This is a genomic window from Streptomyces sp. STAM6 (assembly GCF_054963715.1).
This window is the reverse complement of record NZ_JBUEFZ010000019.1, coordinates 1-17406: the sequence shown is the minus strand read 5'-3', so window position 1 is coordinate 17406 and position 17406 is coordinate 1. Positions and strand designations below refer to the sequence as shown.

Sequence of the window (17406 nt, the reverse complement as noted above, 5' to 3'; positions counted from 1 at the left end):
GTCCGCCATGGCCAGGGATGATTCCTAGCAGTACGGACATACACGGCACCCATAACATGCGAAAGGCCTCGCCCATGGGCATTCGGAGCTTGCTGCGCAAGGTGTTTGGACGCGACCGTGCGGAGCGTAACGAGACGGCGGCCGCCTCCGTCCCGCCCCAGACGGAACGCGCGGTGCCCCAGGAGGAGGCCTCGGTCGCGGCGACGGTCCCTTCCCCCACCCCGCCCTCCCCGGTGGAACAGTCGGCCGCGGACCTGGTGGCCGCGTCCTTCGACAACCCCCCGCCCACGACGCGCCGCACGACGGTCCCGGCGGCCCGCGACGCGTCATCCCCCGCCCGCGAGGCGGCGATTGACGCGGCCCAGCGCACACGCGCGACGCCGCCCGAGGAGCCGGAGGCGGACTCCCCCGCCGCGCAGGAGACCGCGGACGCGCAGCCGGCCGCGGCCGGCCCCGCCCGTACGGACGAGGCTGCGGCCCCCGAGGTCCCGGCGGAGCCGGAAACGACCCAGCCCGACGCCGCACCCGCCGAGGAGGCCCCCGCACCCGCCGAGGCCGAGGCGAACGCGGACGTCCAGGCGCCCGACGAGGCCACCGAACCGGAGACGGCCCCCGCGACCGCCGCCGAGACCCCGGCCGAGCCGGAACCCGCGGCCGCCGGGGCGGAGGCAGCGGTCGAGCCCGCCGAGCCGGAGCCGGTCCCCGAGCCGGCGCAGGAGGCGGCACCCGCCAAGGGCCAGGCACAGGACCAGGCCGAGGACCAGCCGGAGGCCCAGTCCGCCACGGCCGAGACCGAAACCGCCGCGGACGGGGCGCACACCCCCGAGACGGACCCGGAGCCGGAGGCCGCAGCCGCCGAGGAAACCGAAGCAGCCACCGAGGCGGAGGCAGCACCCGAGCCGGAAGCGGCACCCGAGGCGGAGGCCGCTGCGGAGCCTGCCGCGGAAACCCCCGCACCCGCCGACACCGAGACGGCCCCCGAGCCGGCACAGGAGACGGCGCCCGCCCAGGACCAGAACCAGGCCCAGGACCGGGCCGAGGAGCAGACGGAGGCCCAGTCCGCCACGGCGGAGCCGGAGGCCGCGGTCGCCGCTGCTGCTGCGGCGACGACGGACGCCCCGGCGTCCGGCACCGAGGACCCCTCCGTGCCCGCGGTGCTCGGCAGCGGGAAGCCGGCCCACGGCCTCGCCCGGGTCAAGGCGCGGGCGCCGCAGCTCACGGAGGCGTACAAGGCAGCCGGGGCCGCGCTGAAGAAGCGCGGGCTCGTCGGGGCGCGGGCCGCCGTGTACCTGGTGCTCGACCGTTCGGGGTCGATGCGCCCGTACTACAAGGACGGCAGCGCCCAGCACCTCGCCGAGCAGGCGCTCGCTCTGGCCGCGCACCTCGACGAGACCGAGAACGCCCCCGTCACCGTCGTCTTCTTCTCGACCGAGATCGACGGCGCCGGTGAGATCACCCTCGCCGACGTCGACGGCCGTGTCGAGGCCCTGCACGCCTCCCTGGGCCGGATGGGCCGGACCAACTACGACCGGGCCGTCCAGGAGGTGCTCTCCCGGCACGCGGAGTCCGACGCGGCGGACCTGCCCGCGCTCGTCCTCTTCCAGACGGACGGGGCGCCCGAGTCCAAGACGGCGGCCACGCAGGCCCTGACGGACGCCGCGGTGAAGGGCCGGAACGTGTTCTGGCAGTTCGTGGCGTTCGGCGAGGAGGACTCGAAGGCGTTCGACTACCTGCGCAAGCTGCAGCTGGAGAACGCCGGCTTCTTCCACGCGGGCCCCGCACCCGCCGAGGTCCCGCACGCCACCTTCTACCGCGAGGTCCTCGCGAAGTGGACCGTGTAGCGCGCTAGCCGACCGGCGTCGCCCGGCCGGTGACGGGCAACCGCACCGTCACCGCCAGGCCGCCCACGCCCTCTCCGCCGGGCTCCGCCGTCACCGTCCCGCCGTGCGCCACCGCGATCGACCGGACGATGGACAGGCCGAGCCCGGCGCCGGGACCCATCCGGTCCCGGCCCTCGCCCCGCCGGAACGGCTCGAAGAGTCCCGGCACGTCGCCCGCGGCGACGACCGGCCCGGTGTTGGCGACGGTCAGCACACCGCCCCGGACCGTCACGTTCACGGAGCCGCCGGGCACGTTGTACGCGACCGCGTTGACCAGCAGGTTCCTGACGAGCTGGGCCAGCAGCAGCGGACTGCCCCGCACCACACCACCCGCCACGCCGCGGCCGGCGTCCGCGTCGGCGTCGGTATCGGCCTCCCCGGCGGCGTCCGCACCGGTATCGGAACCGGCGTCCCTGTCGGCGTCCGCACCGGTATCGGTACCGGCGTCCACCTCGACCGTCACGCCGTGGCTCTCGCACTCCTCCGCCACCACCCGGCCCAGGTCGACGTCCTCCCGCTCCTCCAGTCCGCGCTCGCTGCGGGCCAGCACCAGCAGGCCGTCGATCAGCCGCTCGCTGCGCCGGTTGCCGTCCAGCAGCACCTGTTTGACCGACACGGTGTCGTCCAGCCCCACCTGGATCGCCGCGCGCTGCGTGGCCAGGGGCGTCCGCAGCTCGTGCGAGGCGTTCGCGATGAACCGCCGCTGGCTGTCGAAGGCCTTCTCCAGCCGGCCGAGCAGCGCGTCGATCGTGTCGCCCAGCTCCTTGAGCTCGTCGTCGGGGCCGCTCACCGCGATCCGCCCGGCGAGGTTCCGTTCCGAGAGTCTCCGGGCACGTGCGGTCATCTCGTGGACGGGACGCAGCACGCGCCCCGCCATCCACCAGCCGACGACCACGGCGACCAGCGCCATCACCAGCAGCGCCCCGCACGACCACATCAGCAGTTGTTCGGAGGCGGCGCGGCTGACGGTGTCGGTGAGCCCGTGGACGGTGAGCCCCTCGGGGTACGCCTCGAGGCCGGCGTCGAGGACCACCTCCGACGCCGGGGCGGTGCTCTCCGCGATGGCTTCGGCGGCCTGCTGCGTCCCGGCGCGGGCCAGCACATTGACGACCGCGAGCAGGCAGCCGCCGAGGACCAGGAAGACGGCGCCGTACACCATGGCGAGCCGGGTCCGGATCGTGGAGCCGGGCCCGATCACAGGGAGTACCCCACGCCCTGCACCGTACGGATCAGCGGTGGCCCGCCGAGCTTGCCGCGCAGCTTGCTCATGCAGACCCGGACCGCCCCGGTGAACGGGTCGGTGTGGGCGTCCCAGGCGCGCTCCAGCAGGTCCTCGGCGGAGACGGTCGCCCCGCCGGCCTCCAGCAGGATCTGGAGGACGGCGAACTCCTTCGGGGACAGGTCGAGGTCCCGGCCGTCCCTCGTCGCCGTGCGCCGCACCGGGTCGAGCCGTATGCCGCGCCGCTCAAGGACGGGCGGTACGGGCGGGGCGCTGCGCCGCCGCAGCGCCCTCACCCGGGAGACCAGCTCGGGGAACTCGAACGGTTTGCCCAGGTAGTCGTCGGCGCCCAGGTCGAGGCCGGCCACCCGGTCCTCCAGGGCGGAGGCGGCGGTCAGCATCAGGATCCGGGTCCGCGCCCCGGCGCCGACGAGCCTGCGGGCCACCTCGTCGCCGTGGACGCGGGGCAGGTCCCGGTCGAGGACGACGACGTCGTAGTCGTGGAGCCCGAGGTGGTCGAGGGCGGCGTCGCCGCTGTGGACGGTGTCGACGGCGAAGCCGGCGCGCCGCAGACCGGTGGCGACGAGCTCGGCGAGGACGGTCTCGTCCTCGGCAACCAGTACACGCATGCCCCCACTCTCCTCCGGGGGGTGTTTCGGGAACGTCTCCCCCCTCGGAACGGAGGTGAGGGGAGCTTCCGGGGGCGGATAGGATTTCGACCATGGCGGCCACTGGATCCGAGAAGCAGGGGACGAAGGCGTTTTACGTCTCGACCCCCATTTACTACGTCAACGACGCTCCTCACCTGGGCCACGCCTACACGACCGTCGCAGGCGACGTGCTCACGCGCTGGCACCGTCAGCGCGGCGAGAAGGTGTGGTACCTCACCGGCACGGACGAGCACGGTCAGAAGATCATGCGCACCGCGGAGGCGAACAACGTCAGCCCTCAGGAGTGGTGCGACAAGCTCGTCGAGGAGGCGTGGAAGCCCCTCTGGGAGCACCTGGAGATCGCGAACGACGACTTCATCCGTACGACGGAGAAGCGGCACACGGACCGCGTCCAGGAGTTCGTGCAGGACCTGTACGACAAGGGCGAGATCTACAAGGGCGGGTACGAAGGCCCGTACTGCGTGGGCTGCGAGGAGTACAAGCTCCCCGGCGACCTGATCGAGGACGAGCAGGGTGTGAAGCTCTGCCCGGTCCACAAGAAGCCGGTGGAGATCCTCAAGGAGGAGAACTACTTCTTCAAGCTGAGCGAGTACGGCCCGAAGCTGCTGGAGTTCTACGAGGCGAACCCGGACTTCATCCAGCCGGAGTCGGCGCGCAACGAGGTCCTGAACTTCGTCCGCCAGGGCCTGCAGGACCTGTCGATCTCCCGCTCGACGTTCGACTGGGGCATCCCGATCCCGTGGGACGACAAGCACGTCATCTACGTGTGGGTGGACGCCCTCCTGAACTACGCGACGGCCGTCGGCTACGGCTCGAACCAGGCGAAGTTCGACGAGACGTTCCCGGCCAATGTGCACCTGGTCGGCAAGGACATCCTGCGGTTCCACGCGGTGATCTGGCCGGCGATGCTGATGGCGCAGGGTCTGCCGGTGCCGGGGAAGGTCGCGGCCAACGGCTGGCTGATGGTCGGCGGCGAGAAGATGTCGAAGTCCAACCTGACCGGCATCAAGCCGCAGGACCTGACGTCGCACTTCGGCGTGGACGCCTACCGCTGGTACTTCCTGCGGGCGATCGCGTTCGGCAGCGACGGCTCGTTCTCGTGGGAGGACTTCACCGCCCGCTACACCAGTGAGCTGGCGAACGACTACGGCAACCTGGCGTCGCGCGTCGCGGCGATGGTCGGCAAGTACTTCGACGGTGCCCTCCCCGCCGCGGACGCCACGGGCGACGCGGAGAAGGCCGTCCACGACGGCCTGGCCAAGGCGGCCGCCGAGGCCGACCGGAAGATCGGCGAGGAGCTGGACTTCCAGGGCGGCATCCTGGCGATCTTCGACTTCGTGAAGCAGGTCAACGGCTACATCACGGAGCAGGAGCCCTGGAAGGTCGCCAAGGACGACTCCCCGGAGGGCCGCGCCCGCCTGGCGACGATCCTCTACACGGCGGCCGAGTCGCTCCGCGCGGTGGCGGTCCTGCTGAACCCGGTCATGCCGGACACCTCCCAGAAGCTCTGGGACTCCCTCGGCGCGGAGGCCTCCCTGGGCGCCCTCGCCGACCAGCGGGTGCAGTCGGCCGCCACGTGGGGCCAACTGCCCGCCGGCACGACGGTGACGAAGGGCGCGGTGCTGTTCCCCCGCCTGGAAGACCCGAAGAAGGCCTGACCCTCCCAGGGGCTCCCGAAGCCCCAGCCCCCGGAGGCCCGAGACCGCCGCTCCCTCGTCCGCAGGGGGCGGCGGTCTCGTCGTTCCGGTGTGTGCGACCGGCGGATCAATTCCGGCCACGGTGCCGATACGCCGTTGCCGGGCCCCTTTGGTGACTACAGACACGAAGTGGAAACGCCATGTCGGCTCGCAGCGTTCGCTCCATGGACACCCTGGGAAGGTCCGGCGAGCTCGCCCGGTTCACATCAGCTGCCGTGCGCCATCCCTTCCACTCTCATCGGGTCCTGGCCGAGGCCGGGGCCGCCGGTGCCCCCGGAGGGAGGCCCCGGGGCGGCTCCTCACCGCCCCAGTGCCAGCACGTCCCCCATCACCACCACCGGTTCCTTCGACGGGTCGAGCCATTTCAGGAGCTCCTGCATGCGGTGCCGTTCGAGGGAGACGCAGCCCTGGGTGGGGCCGTTGTGGTCGACGTGGATCCAGATGCCGCCGCCGCGTTCGGGGCCAAGGGGGCGGGTGCGGTCGAGGGGGCTCGTGCCCGCGATGCGGTTGTAGTTGATGGCGACCACGTAGTCGAAGGAGCCCTCCAGGGGTTCGCCCTGGGTGCCGGTGCCGGTGGCGGTGAAGCCGTAGGCCTGGTCGTAGGGCAGTCCGCTGCCGGGGTCGGCGAGGAGTCCGCCCGCGTCGGTGAGGCCGAAGACGCCGATCGGGGAGCGGAGGTCGCCCTCGACGTGGTGGTCCGTCCAGCCGTTGAGGGCGTTGTGGGCCGGCCAGGGGTCGGAGATCCGCTGCCAGCCCTCGGTGGCGTGGCGCTCGTAGAGGACCGCCGTGGCGCGGGCGGAGTCCGCGGCGTCGCCGGTGACCACGACGGCCTGGCGGGCGGTGTCGGGGATGGCGGCACGGGTGGCCGGGCCGAGGGCGGGGATCTCGCGGGGGCCGGCCGCCTTGGCCTGCGGGTGGGGCGGCGCGCCGGCGGCCGGCGGCGCCGCGGTGGTGGCCGCGCCGTCGCCCCCTGCGCCGCCCGGGCCTGTGCAGGCGGCGAGGGGCAGGAAGCACAGGAGCAGGGCCGCGACGGCCTGGGCGCGGGAACGGGCGGGCATGTCAGGGCCTTTCGCGCTGCGTACAGACATCACTTTTCGTATACGTACAGGTGTATTTGTACGGGGTGATGGGTGCCGTTCCCGCATACCCCGGGGCCGCGGTTTCTGTCACGCGTCGCCCGGCACGTCCGTACGGAGCAGTGGAGGAACACGAAAGGGCCCCGGAACCACGAGGTTCCGGGGCCCTTCGGCGGTGCCGGGCCGGCGGCCGGGCGACTACTTGTCGGTGACCGGCTTCCGCAGCGCGATGTTCAGCTCCTTGAGCCGCGCCTCGTCCAGCTCCGTCGGCGCGCCCATCATCAGGTCCTGCGCGTTGCCGTTGAGCGGGAAGGCGATCGTCTCGCGGATGTTCGGCTCGTCGGCGAGGAGCATCACGATGCGGTCCACGCCGGGGGCGATGCCGCCGTGCGGCGGGGCGCCGAACTGGAAGGCCTTCAGCATGCCGGAGAACTCGCGCTCCACGGTCTCGCGGTCGTAGCCCGCGATCTCGAAGGCCTTGAACATGATGTCCGGCTCGTGGTTCCGGATCGCGCCGGAGGACAGCTCGACGCCGTTGCAGACGATGTCGTACTGCCAGCCGAGGATGTCCAGCGGGTCCTGGGTCTCCAGGGCCTCCAGGCCGCCCTGGGGCATGGAGAACGGGTTGTGCGAGAAGTCGATCTTGCCGGTCTCCTCGTCCTTCTCGTACATCGGGAAGTCGACGATCCAGCAGAAGCGGAAGACGTCCTTCTCGAAGTGGCCGGCCCGCTTGGCGGCCTCGACGCGCACCGCGCCCATGATCTTCGAGACCTCGTCGAAGTCGCCCGCGCCGAAGAAGACGGCGTGGCCGGCGGCGAGGCCGAGGCGCTCGGTGAGGACCTTGACGTTCTCCTCGGTGAGGAACTTGGCGATCGGTCCGGTCAGCCCGATGGGGGCACCTCCCACGCCGTCAGGGCTGTGGGGGACCTCGCCGACGCGGACCCAGGCCAGGCCCTTCGCGCCCTGCTCCACGGCGAAGTCGCCGAGGCCGTCGAAGAACTTGCGCGGCTGGTCGGCGGTGTCCGGGACGGCCAGCGCGCGCACGTGCTTGCCGGCGAAGGCCTTGAACTCCGAGCCCTCGAAGACGTCGGTGATGTCCACGAGCTCCAGCTGCGCACGCAGGTCGGGCTTGTCGGAGCCGTACTTCAGCATCGCCTCGCGGAACGGGATCCGCGGGAACGGCGAGGTGACGTGGCGTCCGCCGCCGAACTCCTCGAAGAGCTCGGTCATCAGCTGCTCGATCGGCTGGAAGACGTCCTCCTGCTCGACGAAGCTCATCTCGACGTCGAGCTGGTAGAACTCGCCCGGCGAGCGGTCGGCGCGGGCGTCCTCGTCGCGGAAGCAGGGCGCGATCTGGAAGTACCGGTCGAAGCCCGAGATCATCAGCAGCTGCTTGAACTGCTGCGGGGCCTGCGGCAGCGCGTAGAACTTGCCCGGGTTCAGGCGCGACGGGACGACGAAGTCACGGGCGCCCTCGGGGGACGTCGCGGTGAGGATCGGGGTCGCCATCTCGTTGAAGCCGAGGGCGGTCATCTTGTGCCGGATCGCCGAGATCACGGCCGTGCGCAGCATGATGTTGCGGTGCATGCGCTCGCGGCGCAGGTCGAGGAAGCGGTACTCCAGGCGCCGCTCCTCGTTGACGCCGTCGTCGGCGTTGATCGTGAACGGGATCTGCCTGGCCGCGCCCAGAACCTCGACCTCGGCGACCTCGACCTCGATCTCACCGGTGGGCAGCTCGGTGTTGATGTTCTCCGCGCCGCGCGAGACGACCTTGCCGTCGACACGGACGACGGACTCCTTCGTCTGCTTGTCCAGCGCCTCGTACGCGGCGGTGCCGGGGCGGGCGACGAGCTGCGTGATGCCGTAGTGGTCGCGCAGATCGATGAAGAGGATGCCGCCCAGGTCGCGCCGATTGTGCAGCCAGCCGCTCAGCCGGACGTCGGTGCCGACGTCAGAGGCGCGGAGCTCGCCGCAGGTGTGGGACCTGTACCGATGCATCGTCGTTCATCCAGTCTTCGATATCGGGAGTGGGCCGGGGTATGGCTCGACCCGTCAAGGTTACCGGTCGTCCCAAGATCGCCGCCCGATACGCTCGGTGGCGACCGATCGGCTCATCTTCTTAAAGTGGGGCAATGCGTACCGAGGACGTCCTGGCCGCGATCCTGACCGGCCTGTGGCGCTGGGACAACGCGACCGGGATCGTCACGCTCGACGCCGAGGCCGCCCGGTTGCTCGGGCTGCCCGCCGAGCCCACCGAGCTCTCCGAGGCCGCCGTGCGCTCCCGCTTCCACCCCGTCGACTGGAACGAGATCGACGGGGTGGTGAACCTCGCGGTCGCCGAGGGCACCCTCGCCGAGGCCCGACTGCGGATCATGGACGAGAACGGCCGGGTCGTCCGTACCGTCCGCAGCCGCTCCAAGCCCCTGATCAGCGGGAAGGACTACCGGCTGGTCGGCACCCTGCAGGAGGTCGCCGAGCCGGGGCCCGGGACCGCCGCGCGCACACCCGTGACGGGCGACTGGCGCCGCTCGCGGGAGGCGTTCCTGCTGGACGCCGGGCGGGCGCTGGCCGAGGCGCGGTCCACGGCGGAGGTGCTGCGGGTCGCGGCCTCCCTGTCGATGCCGGGATTCTCGCCGGACGGCCTCGCGGTCTTCGGCGTCCGCGGCGACCGCCTGACGATCATCGGGCACCACGGGCACCACCCGGACGACGAGCATCCCTTCGCGCAGATGCCGCTGGACACCGACTACCCCGCTGCCGAAGTGGTGCGGACCGGCCGGGCGATCTACCTGCCGACGCCCGACGACTACCGGGAGCGGTTCCCGGCGAGCTGGCCGCTGGCGCAGCGGTTCGGGCGGGACTCCTGGGCGTTTCTGCCGCTGATCGTCGCGGGGCGGACGATGGGCGCCTGGATGGCGGCGTTCAAGTACCCGGTGGCCTTCACGCCCGACGAGCGGTCGGTGCTGACGACGGTGGCCCGGATGCTGGCGCAGGCCCTCGCCAGGGCGGGGGTCGCCGAGTCGGAGCGGGAGCTGTCGCTGGGCCTCCAGCGGACGATGATGCCGGTCCTCGGACCGGCGATCCCCGGCATGGAGGTGGCCGCGCGGTACGTGCCGACGGGCGGCGGACTCCAGGTCGGCGGCGACTGGTACGACATGATCCAGCTTCCGGCGGGCCGGATCGCGCTGGTCATCGGAGACGTCCAGGGCCATGACGTGCGGGCCGCCGGGCTGATGGGGCAGCTGCGGATCGCGCTGCGCGCCTACGCCTCCGAGGGTCACCGCCCGGACGCGGTCCTCTCCCGGGCGTCCCGGTTCCTGTACGGCATCACGGACGGCGCCGAGGGCGACCACGGCTCGACGCGCTTCGCGACCTGCCTCTATCTGGAGGTCGACCCGGCGACCGGAACCCTGGACATCGCCCGGGCCGGGCACCCCGACCCGGCGGTCCGGATGGCGGACGGCACGGTGATGCTGCGGCCGACGGAGGGCGGCCTGCCGCTCGGCATCGTGCCCGACACCGACTATCCGACGACCCGGCTCACCCTGGAGCCCGGGGAGACGCTGATGGTCTGCACCGACGGACTGCTGGAGACCGGCGGGCACGATCTGGACTCCGGCTGGGCCCGTATCCGCGCGCTGCTGGAGCGGCACGACGGCGACGATTCGCTGGAGGTGCTCGCCGACTCCCTCGTACAGGCCGTGCACGGGCCGGGTTCGCACCACACCGCCGGGCCGCTGGTCGACCGGCGCGAGGACGACATCGCGGTCCTGCTGCTGTCCCGTACGGGCACGGCCGGCCGGGAGGCCGCGCCGCGGCGGATGGCGGTGACCGTGGCGCAGGCGGAGCCGGAGCGGATCGCCGCGGCACGCCGGCACGTACGGGAGCTGCTGCACGACTGGGGCGACGAGGAGCAGGTCGACTCGGCGGTGCTGATGGTCTCCGAGATGGTGACGAACGTGCTGGTGCACACGGACGGCGACGCCATGCTGGTCGCGGAGGCGACCGGCGAGCAGGGGGCGCGGCGCCTCCGGGTCGAGGTCGCCGACGCCAGCGACGAGCTGCCGCACAAGCGGCGGCCGGGCGAGATGGCCTCGTCCGGACGGGGCCTCGTCCTGATGGAGATGCTGGCGCACGCGTGGGGCGTGGACCCGCGGGGCGAGGGCAAGTCGATCTGGTTCGAGTTGTACGAGAAGGACGGCGACGGCCCGGCCGTGTGACCGCCGTGCCCGGCCCCGCCGCCCCGCGGGCGGCGCTGCCCGGCATGCCGCCGGCGGACGACGGGTCGGCCGGCGGCGAGCAGACGGGCAGGGCGCCGGGCGTATCGGCGGCGGGGGTCGCCCGACGGACGGGGCGTCGGCCGAGGCAGTCAGCTGCCGGGGGCGGCACCCGCCGGACGGGATCGGCCGGTCGGCCGATGGGGAGTGCCCCGGCGAGCTGGTCGGCCAGTCGGCCGACAGGGAGCCGAGGGCCGGGGTCGGCCGGCCGGAGGCGGCCCACGAAGTCGGCTCCCGCCGCGGGGCCGGCCGGCGGGTCAGCCGACGGGGAGTCGCCGGACGGGGCCGGGCCGGGCAGGTTCGGCCGAGGGCGTCAGCCGGCGGGGGCAGCCCCCCGCCGTGACGGTCCCTCCGCCGACGGCGGCATCGCCCGGCCGGTCGTCCGACGGGGAGCGGCCCAACGGGCCGGCCGGAGAGTCGCCCGACAGCCGGCCCAGGGGCCGGAGTCGGCCCATGCAGTTGCCTCACCCGTCAGTCTGATCCCAGCGAGGGGCCGGTGCAGTGTGCCCACGCTCGCAAACGTGCACACCTTTTGAGGCGAATGCCCCCACCTTCGCATGAAACCGGACAACCCGTCACTATGTGTAACGTTTCTGCTTCTTAGGGTGCGGTGCGGGGTGAGCAGTTCGGCGAACCCCCAACACCTTCCTCCAAGGAGCCAACTGATCATGGCCACCCCCGTCATCGACATCTGGGGCCCCGCCGCCCCGGGAGCCCGAACCGAGATTCCCTCCGCCCCGGAGCCTCACGATGAGTGGACGCTCCTCGGTGGGACGGCCTGGGTCTTCTACAGCCCGCTGAACCGCAGGCAGCTCATCCGGCCGGTCATCCTCTCCGATGGCTTCTCCGGCGGGTCGAGCAGCCTGGACCGGCTCTGGGAGGGCCTGGAGGAGAACGGGGACTACCGCTTCGTCTCCGAGCTCCACGCGACCGGCCGGGACGTGATCATCCTGGGCTACGACGACCGGGCGGCATCGATCACGGCGAACGCGGACACCGTCATCGACTGCATTCGCCGGGCCCTTTCCGAGCGGGTGGGACGGTCGAAGCTGGTCGTGGGCGGATTCAGCATGGGCGGGCTCGTCACCCGCTACGCGCTGGCGAAGATGGAGCGGGACCCCGCCCTCCCGGACCATGAGACGTCCCTGTACCTCTCCTACGACACCCCGCACCAGGGCGCGTGGCTGCCTGTCTCCCTGCAGGCGTTCACCCACTTCGCAGCGGACAACTGGGGCCAGGTCCCCCTCGTGGGCGAGAAGCTGCGCCAGTTCTCGGCGCTGCTCAACAGCCCCGCCGCACGGCAGATGGCGCGCTGGCACCTGGAGAGGGTCGGCGGCACCGTGAAGGAGGCCCCGGAGCGGGTCGAGTTCCTCCGGGCGCTCGAAGAGCTCGGCGGCTGGCCGCGGTCCGTCCGCAAGATCGGCGTCGCCAACGGTGTGGAGACCGGCAACAGCAACGGCATCAAGCCCGACGTGACCGCCGTGCGGGCCGACGGTGAAACGCTCGTCGACACGTGGCTCAAGACCCAGGCCACCGGCGACCAGGAAGTCGCCCGTCTGCAGAAGAAGGGCGGCGAGGCGGTCTCGGTCCGCACCAGCGGGCTGCCCGACATCGACGGCGCCCCCGGCGGCCTGTTCACTGCGCCCTCCGAACAGGGCGACCCCGGCAGCTTCGGCCTCGTCGCGCTCCTCAGCAGGCTGCTCGGCAACACCGTGGACCCGGACGTCATCACCACGTCCTGCTTCATCCCGGCCATCAGCGCCCTCGCCGCCGGCGACATCAGCGACCCGAAGGCGCTTTACCAGCCGATCACGCCCGACAGCAGCGAGCTCGACGCCTTCGTGGCCGCCGGCCGCAACGAGGGCCACACCACCATGACCGAAGAACTCGGCGCATGGATCGTGAACGAAATCGTCGCCGACAGCTGACCCCCCTCCGGGGGTGGACGGGGCGAATCCACCCGAGCCCGCCCGCCCCCGGACTTCCTGGCCTCGCTCGTGGCTCGTGGTGCGGGAAGACAGGCCTGCGGCCGAGGAACACGGTGGTGGGACTACGGCTTCGGGCAGTGGCTGTGGACCCGGGCAGACGGCGGCAATGTCTGGGACGAAGCACCGGCACCACCCGATGAGGGGCCAGCGGGGCGGTGGCAGAACAGACGCATTCTGTCTTGCCGGGCGTCCTGCTCGGCGGGTGCTCTTCGGCTTCGCGGTCGGGTGGTGGGCCCAGCGGCCGCGCTGCACTGTGTCGCGTCTTGCGCGGGTTCTCAGCACCGGCCATCGGTTCGGCTTCTTGATTGCACGTGGGCAGTCCCGGCTGCCGCGAGTCGGCAGGAGGCGGCTGCGTGCTTCCTGCCTGGCCTCGGTGGAGGAGCGGGTGAGCTTGCCGGCCCTGGGGGAAGTCGCTCAGCGGGCCGGTCGGCAGGCGAGGTCGACGGAATGGACCGGCGGAGTCGGCCCCGGCCAGGGCGGACCCGGCGGCCGGACAGGGTCGGCCGGTGAGTCGGCCGACGGGGAGTCGCCCGGCGGGTCGGCGGGCGGGAAGTCGCCCGGCGGCCGGTGCGATCTGGCGCCGGCCGGTGGCGTGAACCCGGGCGCACCCACCACAGCCCGGTCGCAGAGCGCCCGCAGGTCGGTCGTCGGTCAGCGCGGCGGCCGTAGGCGGTCGGTCGAGGGAGTCGCCGGCGGGGGCGGCCCCCGCCGGGGCCGCGGGCCCGCGAGCGGGGTCAGGCGACGGGGTCGGCCTCCGCGCCCGGGTTCTCGGCGGCGCGGCCCGGGTGGGTGACGCGGAGCTTGGACTGGCCGTGCGGCAGCCGCTCCCAGTCGTCCATGAAGTGCGCGACGAGGCCGTGCCGTTCCGCGAGCCGGATCAGCGTCTCGGTGCGGTAGTAGAAGTCCTCCCTCAGCACATGGTGCTCGGCGCCCTCGGTGCGGTCGTAGGTGAAGTCGAAGAAGCCGCCGGGGGCGAGGATCCGCCCGATGTGGGCGAGGCACTCGTCGATCACCTCGGGCGGCGAGTGCGAGAACACGCTGTGGGCGTGCACGACGGTGAACCACCGGTCGGGGAGGAAGTCGAGTTTCAGGTCGTCGACGGGTGTCAGGTACGGGAGCTTGTCCTGGAGCCCGTACCGGACGAGGGTCTTCTTGGCCTCGATGAGGATGTCGGGCGAGATGTCGATGCCGTAGTAGTGGCCGGGCTCCAGGTGCTGGATGAAGCGCCATCCGGCGCGCAGATTGCCGCAGCCGATCTCCAGCATCCGGTCCTGGGGCCGCAGGCCGTGCCGGACGAGGTAGTCGTACTGCAGCTGTCCGAGGGCCAGCCAGCGCTCCTGCGAGGGGGCGCCGCCGACGGCGGCCTCCGGGCTCCGCGCGGTGTCGGACGCCATGACGGCGCGGTAGTACGCCACGTGGCTGCCGTGGTGGCGCAGCCGCAGCCAGTGGTCGCGGCCGGCCCGGCGCAGGTGGGGCAGCAGCCGTCCGGGGTGGCGCAGCGCGTAGCGGAGCTTGTGCCCGAGCGCCGAGCGGTCGGTGGTCAGCCGGGAAGCGGGCTTGCCGTGCGTCCGGCGCATACGAGGACTCCGTTCAGCCGCGGGCCGCCCCCTGCCGGGATGCTAGCGCGCACCCCGGGTGTACCGCCTGCGCAGCTCGCCGAGGATGCCGAAGGCGGCGGCGGTCAGCGGTACGGCGAGGAGCATGCCGAGGATGCCGGCGACGGAGGCGCCCGCGGTGATCGTCAGCATCACGAGCGCGGGGTGCATCTGGACGGTGCGGCTCTGGATCATCGGCTGGAGGACGTGGCCCTCCAGGACCTGGACGGCGAGGACGACGCCGAGCGCCCACAGGGCGATGGCGAAGCCCCGGTCGGCGAAGGCGACGAGCACGGCGACGGCGCCGGAGATGAACGCGCCGAGGTAGGGGATGTACGCGCCGACGAAGACGAGCGCGCCGAGGCCGGGCGCGCCCGGGACCCGCAGGATGAGCAGTCCGGCGGTGATGAGCAGGGCGTCGATGAGCGCGATGAGGGTCGTGCCGCGCATGAACCCCTCGACGGCGTCGAAGGCGCGGCGGGCCATGGCCTCCAGGGTGTCGCCGGAGCCGCGCGGGGCGAGGCTGTGGAGGGCGGCGACGGCGCGGCCGGAGTCCCGGAGGAAGAAGAAGACCAGCAGCAGCGCGAGGACGGCCATGGCGATGACCTCGCCGACCACGCTGAGCCCGCTGATCACGCCGGAGGCGGCGGTGCCGCCGAACTTGGAGAGCAGTTCCCTGGAGTTGGCGGCGAGGTCGTCGAGCGAGGTCCCGGCGGCCCCGAAGTGCTCGGACAGGTCGGTCGCCGCCTGGCGGAGGGAGGCGACGATCTCGTCGCCGGTTTCGAAGAGGGCGGACACCACGATGTAGGTGGCGCCGCCGACGAAGACGAGGACGGCGGCGCAGGTGAGCCCGGCGGCGAGGGAGGTGTTGACCTTCATGCGTACGAGCCGCCGGTACAGCGGCCCGAGCAGCGCGGTGCCGAGCAGGGCGAGCAGGACGGGTGTGACGGCCGTCTGGAAGACGAAGCAGAGCCAGATGCCGATGGCCGCGACGCCGGTGACGAGCAGGATCACGAGGCACCAGGCCGCGAGCCGGCGGACGGGCTCGGGGAGGAGCCTGGCGGATTCGGGCAGCAGGGGCGGCACGTCTCCAGCGGATCATGCGCCGGCCGGGCCCGCCGTGTGGACGGGCCCGGCCGGGTGGCGAACCGTCAGTCGTGCTGTCCGGTCGCCCTCGTGTGGCGTCGTCCGCCCGGAGGGCGGGGCCGGGGGCGTCTGGTGCGTGCGTTCGCGAGGCGGAGGGTGGGGGTACCTCCCGCGTCGCCGGGCGCGGGGGGAGAGAGCGCGGCGGGCCGCGCCGACGACCGACAACGCCGCGAGCGTGCGTGCCGGACGCCCCCGGCCGGACGGGACTTCCGAAACGCGCCCTACAGGTTCTCGCCCATGCCGTGGACCGCGGGGATGCGCCCGAGGCGGCCGGCCTGGAAGTCCTCGAAGGCCTTGCGCAGTTCCTCCTGGGTGTTCATCACGAACGGCCCGTAGTGCGCCATGGGCTCACGGATGGGCCGGCCACCCAGAACGACGACCTCCAGGTCGGGGGTGTGCCCGTCCTGCTTCTCGTCCGCGCGGACGACGAGCGAGCCGCCGTCGCCGAAGACGGCGGTCTGTCCCATGTGGACGGGCCGGCGTTCGGCTCCGACGGTGCCGCGCCCGGCGAGGACGTAGACGAGACCGTTGAAGTCCTCGCGCCACGGCAGGGTGATCTCGGCGCCCGGCCGGATCGTCGCGTGGATCATGGTGATCGGCGTGTGCGTGATGCCGGGGCCCTGGTGGCCGTCCAGGTCGCCGGCGATGACGCGCAGCAGCGCGCCGCCGTCGGGGGAGGTGAGCAGCTGGACGTTGCCACCGCGGATGTCCTGGTAGCGCGGCGCCATCATCTTGTCCTTGGCCGGAAGGTTCACCCACAGCTGGAGGCCGTGGAAGAGACCGCCGGACACGACGAGGTGCTCCGGCGGCGCCTCGATGTGCAGGATGCCCCCACCCGCGGTCATCCACTGGGTGTCGCCGTTGGTGATGGTGCCGCCGCCGCCGTTGGAGTCCTGGTGGTCGAAGATCCCGTCGATGATGTACGTGACGGTCTCGAAGCCGCGGTGCGGATGCCACGGGGTCCCTTTCGGCTCCCCGGGCTGATACTCCACCTCGCCCATCTGGTCCATCATGATGAACGGGTCGAGGTAGCGGTAGTTGATCCCGGCGAACGCGCGGCGAACCGGGAAGCCCTCTCCCTCGAAGCCACTGGGAGCGGTGGTCACGGCGAGCACCGGGCGCGCCACCGCCTCGGCCGGCGCGGCGACGCGCGGCAGGGTGAGCGGGTTCTCGACGGTTACGGCAGGCATGACGGGACCTCCTCGACGGGCGTACGTCCAGATTAGTTGAACACTGAACTTCCTGTCACCCAGAACGCGGAAAGCCCGGGGATCATTCCCCCGGGCTTCCCCATTTCCGGCAGCGTCGCGTCATGGCGCCCGCGCTCGGCCGCGCCTATCCCTTTGTACCGCCGCGCTCCCTTCAGGCCGCCGCGCATACCCCTTCACGGCACGCGGCGGCCCGGCGCCGCGCGTCAGCCGTACATACGGCGCATCGCGAAGTCGACCATCTGCTCGACGGCCTTCGCGTCGAAGACCATCCGGTGGTCGCCCTCCATGTCGAGGACGAAGCCGTACCCCGTGGGCAGCAGGTCGATCACCTCGGCGCCGGTGATCACGAAGTACTTGGACTCCTTGCCCGCGTACCTGCGCAGCTCCTTCAGCGAGGTGAACATCGGGATGACCGGCTGCTGCGTGTTGTGCAGCGCCAGGAACCCGGGGTTGTCCCCGCGCGGGCAGTACACCTTGGACGTCGCGAAGATCTGCTGGAAGTCCTCGGCGGCGAGCTGCCCGGTGGTGAAGGCCCGCACCGCGTCGGCGAGCGAGGGCGGCGACGGCTCGGGGTACAGCGGTGGCTGCTGCGCGTATCCCTGCTGGGGCGGGGCGTACTGCTGCTGGGCACCCTGATTCTGGTCGT

The 17406-nt window shown here is 72.2% G+C and carries 12 protein-coding genes; 4 read left to right on the top strand and 8 right to left on the bottom strand.

Annotated features, from left to right (window positions below):
* The first annotated feature begins 74 nt into the window (after window positions 1-74).
* Window positions 75-1841 carry a VWA domain-containing protein gene (locus ACY34K_RS21435; protein ID WP_462749422.1) on the top strand — a complete coding sequence of 589 codons (1767 nt, stop codon included), beginning with the start codon at window positions 75-77 and terminating at the stop codon, window positions 1839-1841.
* Window positions 1842-1845: 4 nt separating this feature from the next.
* Here ACY34K_RS21435 and ACY34K_RS21430 read toward each other — a convergent pair whose 3' ends face one another.
* A complete protein-coding gene (locus ACY34K_RS21430; RefSeq protein WP_462749612.1) occupies window positions 1846-3039 on the bottom strand; it encodes a sensor histidine kinase in 1194 nt (397 codons plus the stop codon).
* A gap of 35 nt (window positions 3040-3074) precedes the next feature.
* Window positions 3075-3728 carry a response regulator transcription factor gene (locus ACY34K_RS21425; protein ID WP_462749420.1) on the bottom strand — a complete coding sequence of 218 codons (654 nt, stop codon included), beginning with the start codon at window positions 3726-3728 and terminating at the stop codon, window positions 3075-3077.
* A gap of 92 nt (window positions 3729-3820) precedes the next feature.
* On the opposite strand from ACY34K_RS21425, the gene metG reads away from it, so the two are divergent.
* Window positions 3821-5428 carry a methionine--tRNA ligase gene (metG, locus tag ACY34K_RS21420; protein WP_462749418.1) on the top strand — a complete coding sequence of 536 codons (1608 nt, stop codon included), beginning with the start codon at window positions 3821-3823 and terminating at the stop codon, window positions 5426-5428.
* 338 nt (window positions 5429-5766) lie between these two features.
* Here metG and ACY34K_RS21415 read toward each other — a convergent pair whose 3' ends face one another.
* Window positions 5767-6525 carry a L,D-transpeptidase family protein gene (locus ACY34K_RS21415; RefSeq protein ID WP_462749416.1) on the bottom strand — a complete coding sequence of 253 codons (759 nt, stop codon included), beginning with the start codon at window positions 6523-6525 and terminating at the stop codon, window positions 5767-5769.
* A gap of 216 nt (window positions 6526-6741) precedes the next feature.
* Window positions 6742-8541: an aspartate--tRNA ligase gene (gene aspS, locus ACY34K_RS21410; protein WP_462749414.1), complete on the bottom strand. Its 1800-nt coding sequence runs from the start codon at window positions 8539-8541 to the stop codon at window positions 6742-6744.
* 134 nt (window positions 8542-8675) lie between these two features.
* Between aspS and ACY34K_RS21405 the strand changes: the two genes are divergently transcribed.
* Both ACY34K_RS21405 and ACY34K_RS21400 read left to right on the top strand, forming a co-directional pair.
* Window positions 8676-10763 carry a SpoIIE family protein phosphatase gene (locus tag ACY34K_RS21405; RefSeq protein ID WP_462749412.1) on the top strand — a complete coding sequence of 696 codons (2088 nt, stop codon included), beginning with the start codon at window positions 8676-8678 and terminating at the stop codon, window positions 10761-10763.
* A gap of 725 nt (window positions 10764-11488) precedes the next feature.
* Window positions 11489-12748, top strand: a complete 1260-nt coding sequence (locus ACY34K_RS21400; protein WP_462749410.1) for an esterase/lipase family protein — start codon at window positions 11489-11491, stop codon at window positions 12746-12748.
* Between the two features lie 794 nt (window positions 12749-13542).
* On the opposite strand, the gene ACY34K_RS21395 is transcribed toward ACY34K_RS21400, so the two are convergent.
* From ACY34K_RS21395 to ACY34K_RS21380, 4 genes are all read right to left on the bottom strand, one after another.
* Window positions 13543-14385: a class I SAM-dependent methyltransferase gene (locus tag ACY34K_RS21395; RefSeq protein WP_462749409.1), complete on the bottom strand. Its 843-nt coding sequence runs from the start codon at window positions 14383-14385 to the stop codon at window positions 13543-13545.
* Window positions 14386-14427: 42 nt separating this feature from the next.
* Window positions 14428-15477: an AI-2E family transporter gene (locus ACY34K_RS21390; RefSeq protein ID WP_462749610.1), complete on the bottom strand. Its 1050-nt coding sequence runs from the start codon at window positions 15475-15477 to the stop codon at window positions 14428-14430.
* A 293-nt stretch (window positions 15478-15770) separates the two neighbouring features.
* Window positions 15771-16739 (bottom strand): pirin family protein, encoded by a 969-nt coding sequence (locus tag ACY34K_RS21385; protein ID WP_462749407.1) that lies wholly within the window; start codon window positions 16737-16739, stop codon window positions 15771-15773.
* Between the two features lie 224 nt (window positions 16740-16963).
* Window positions 16964-17406 (bottom strand): SseB family protein (locus ACY34K_RS21380; RefSeq protein ID WP_462749405.1); only part of this gene is annotated, 443 nt, incomplete at its 5' end.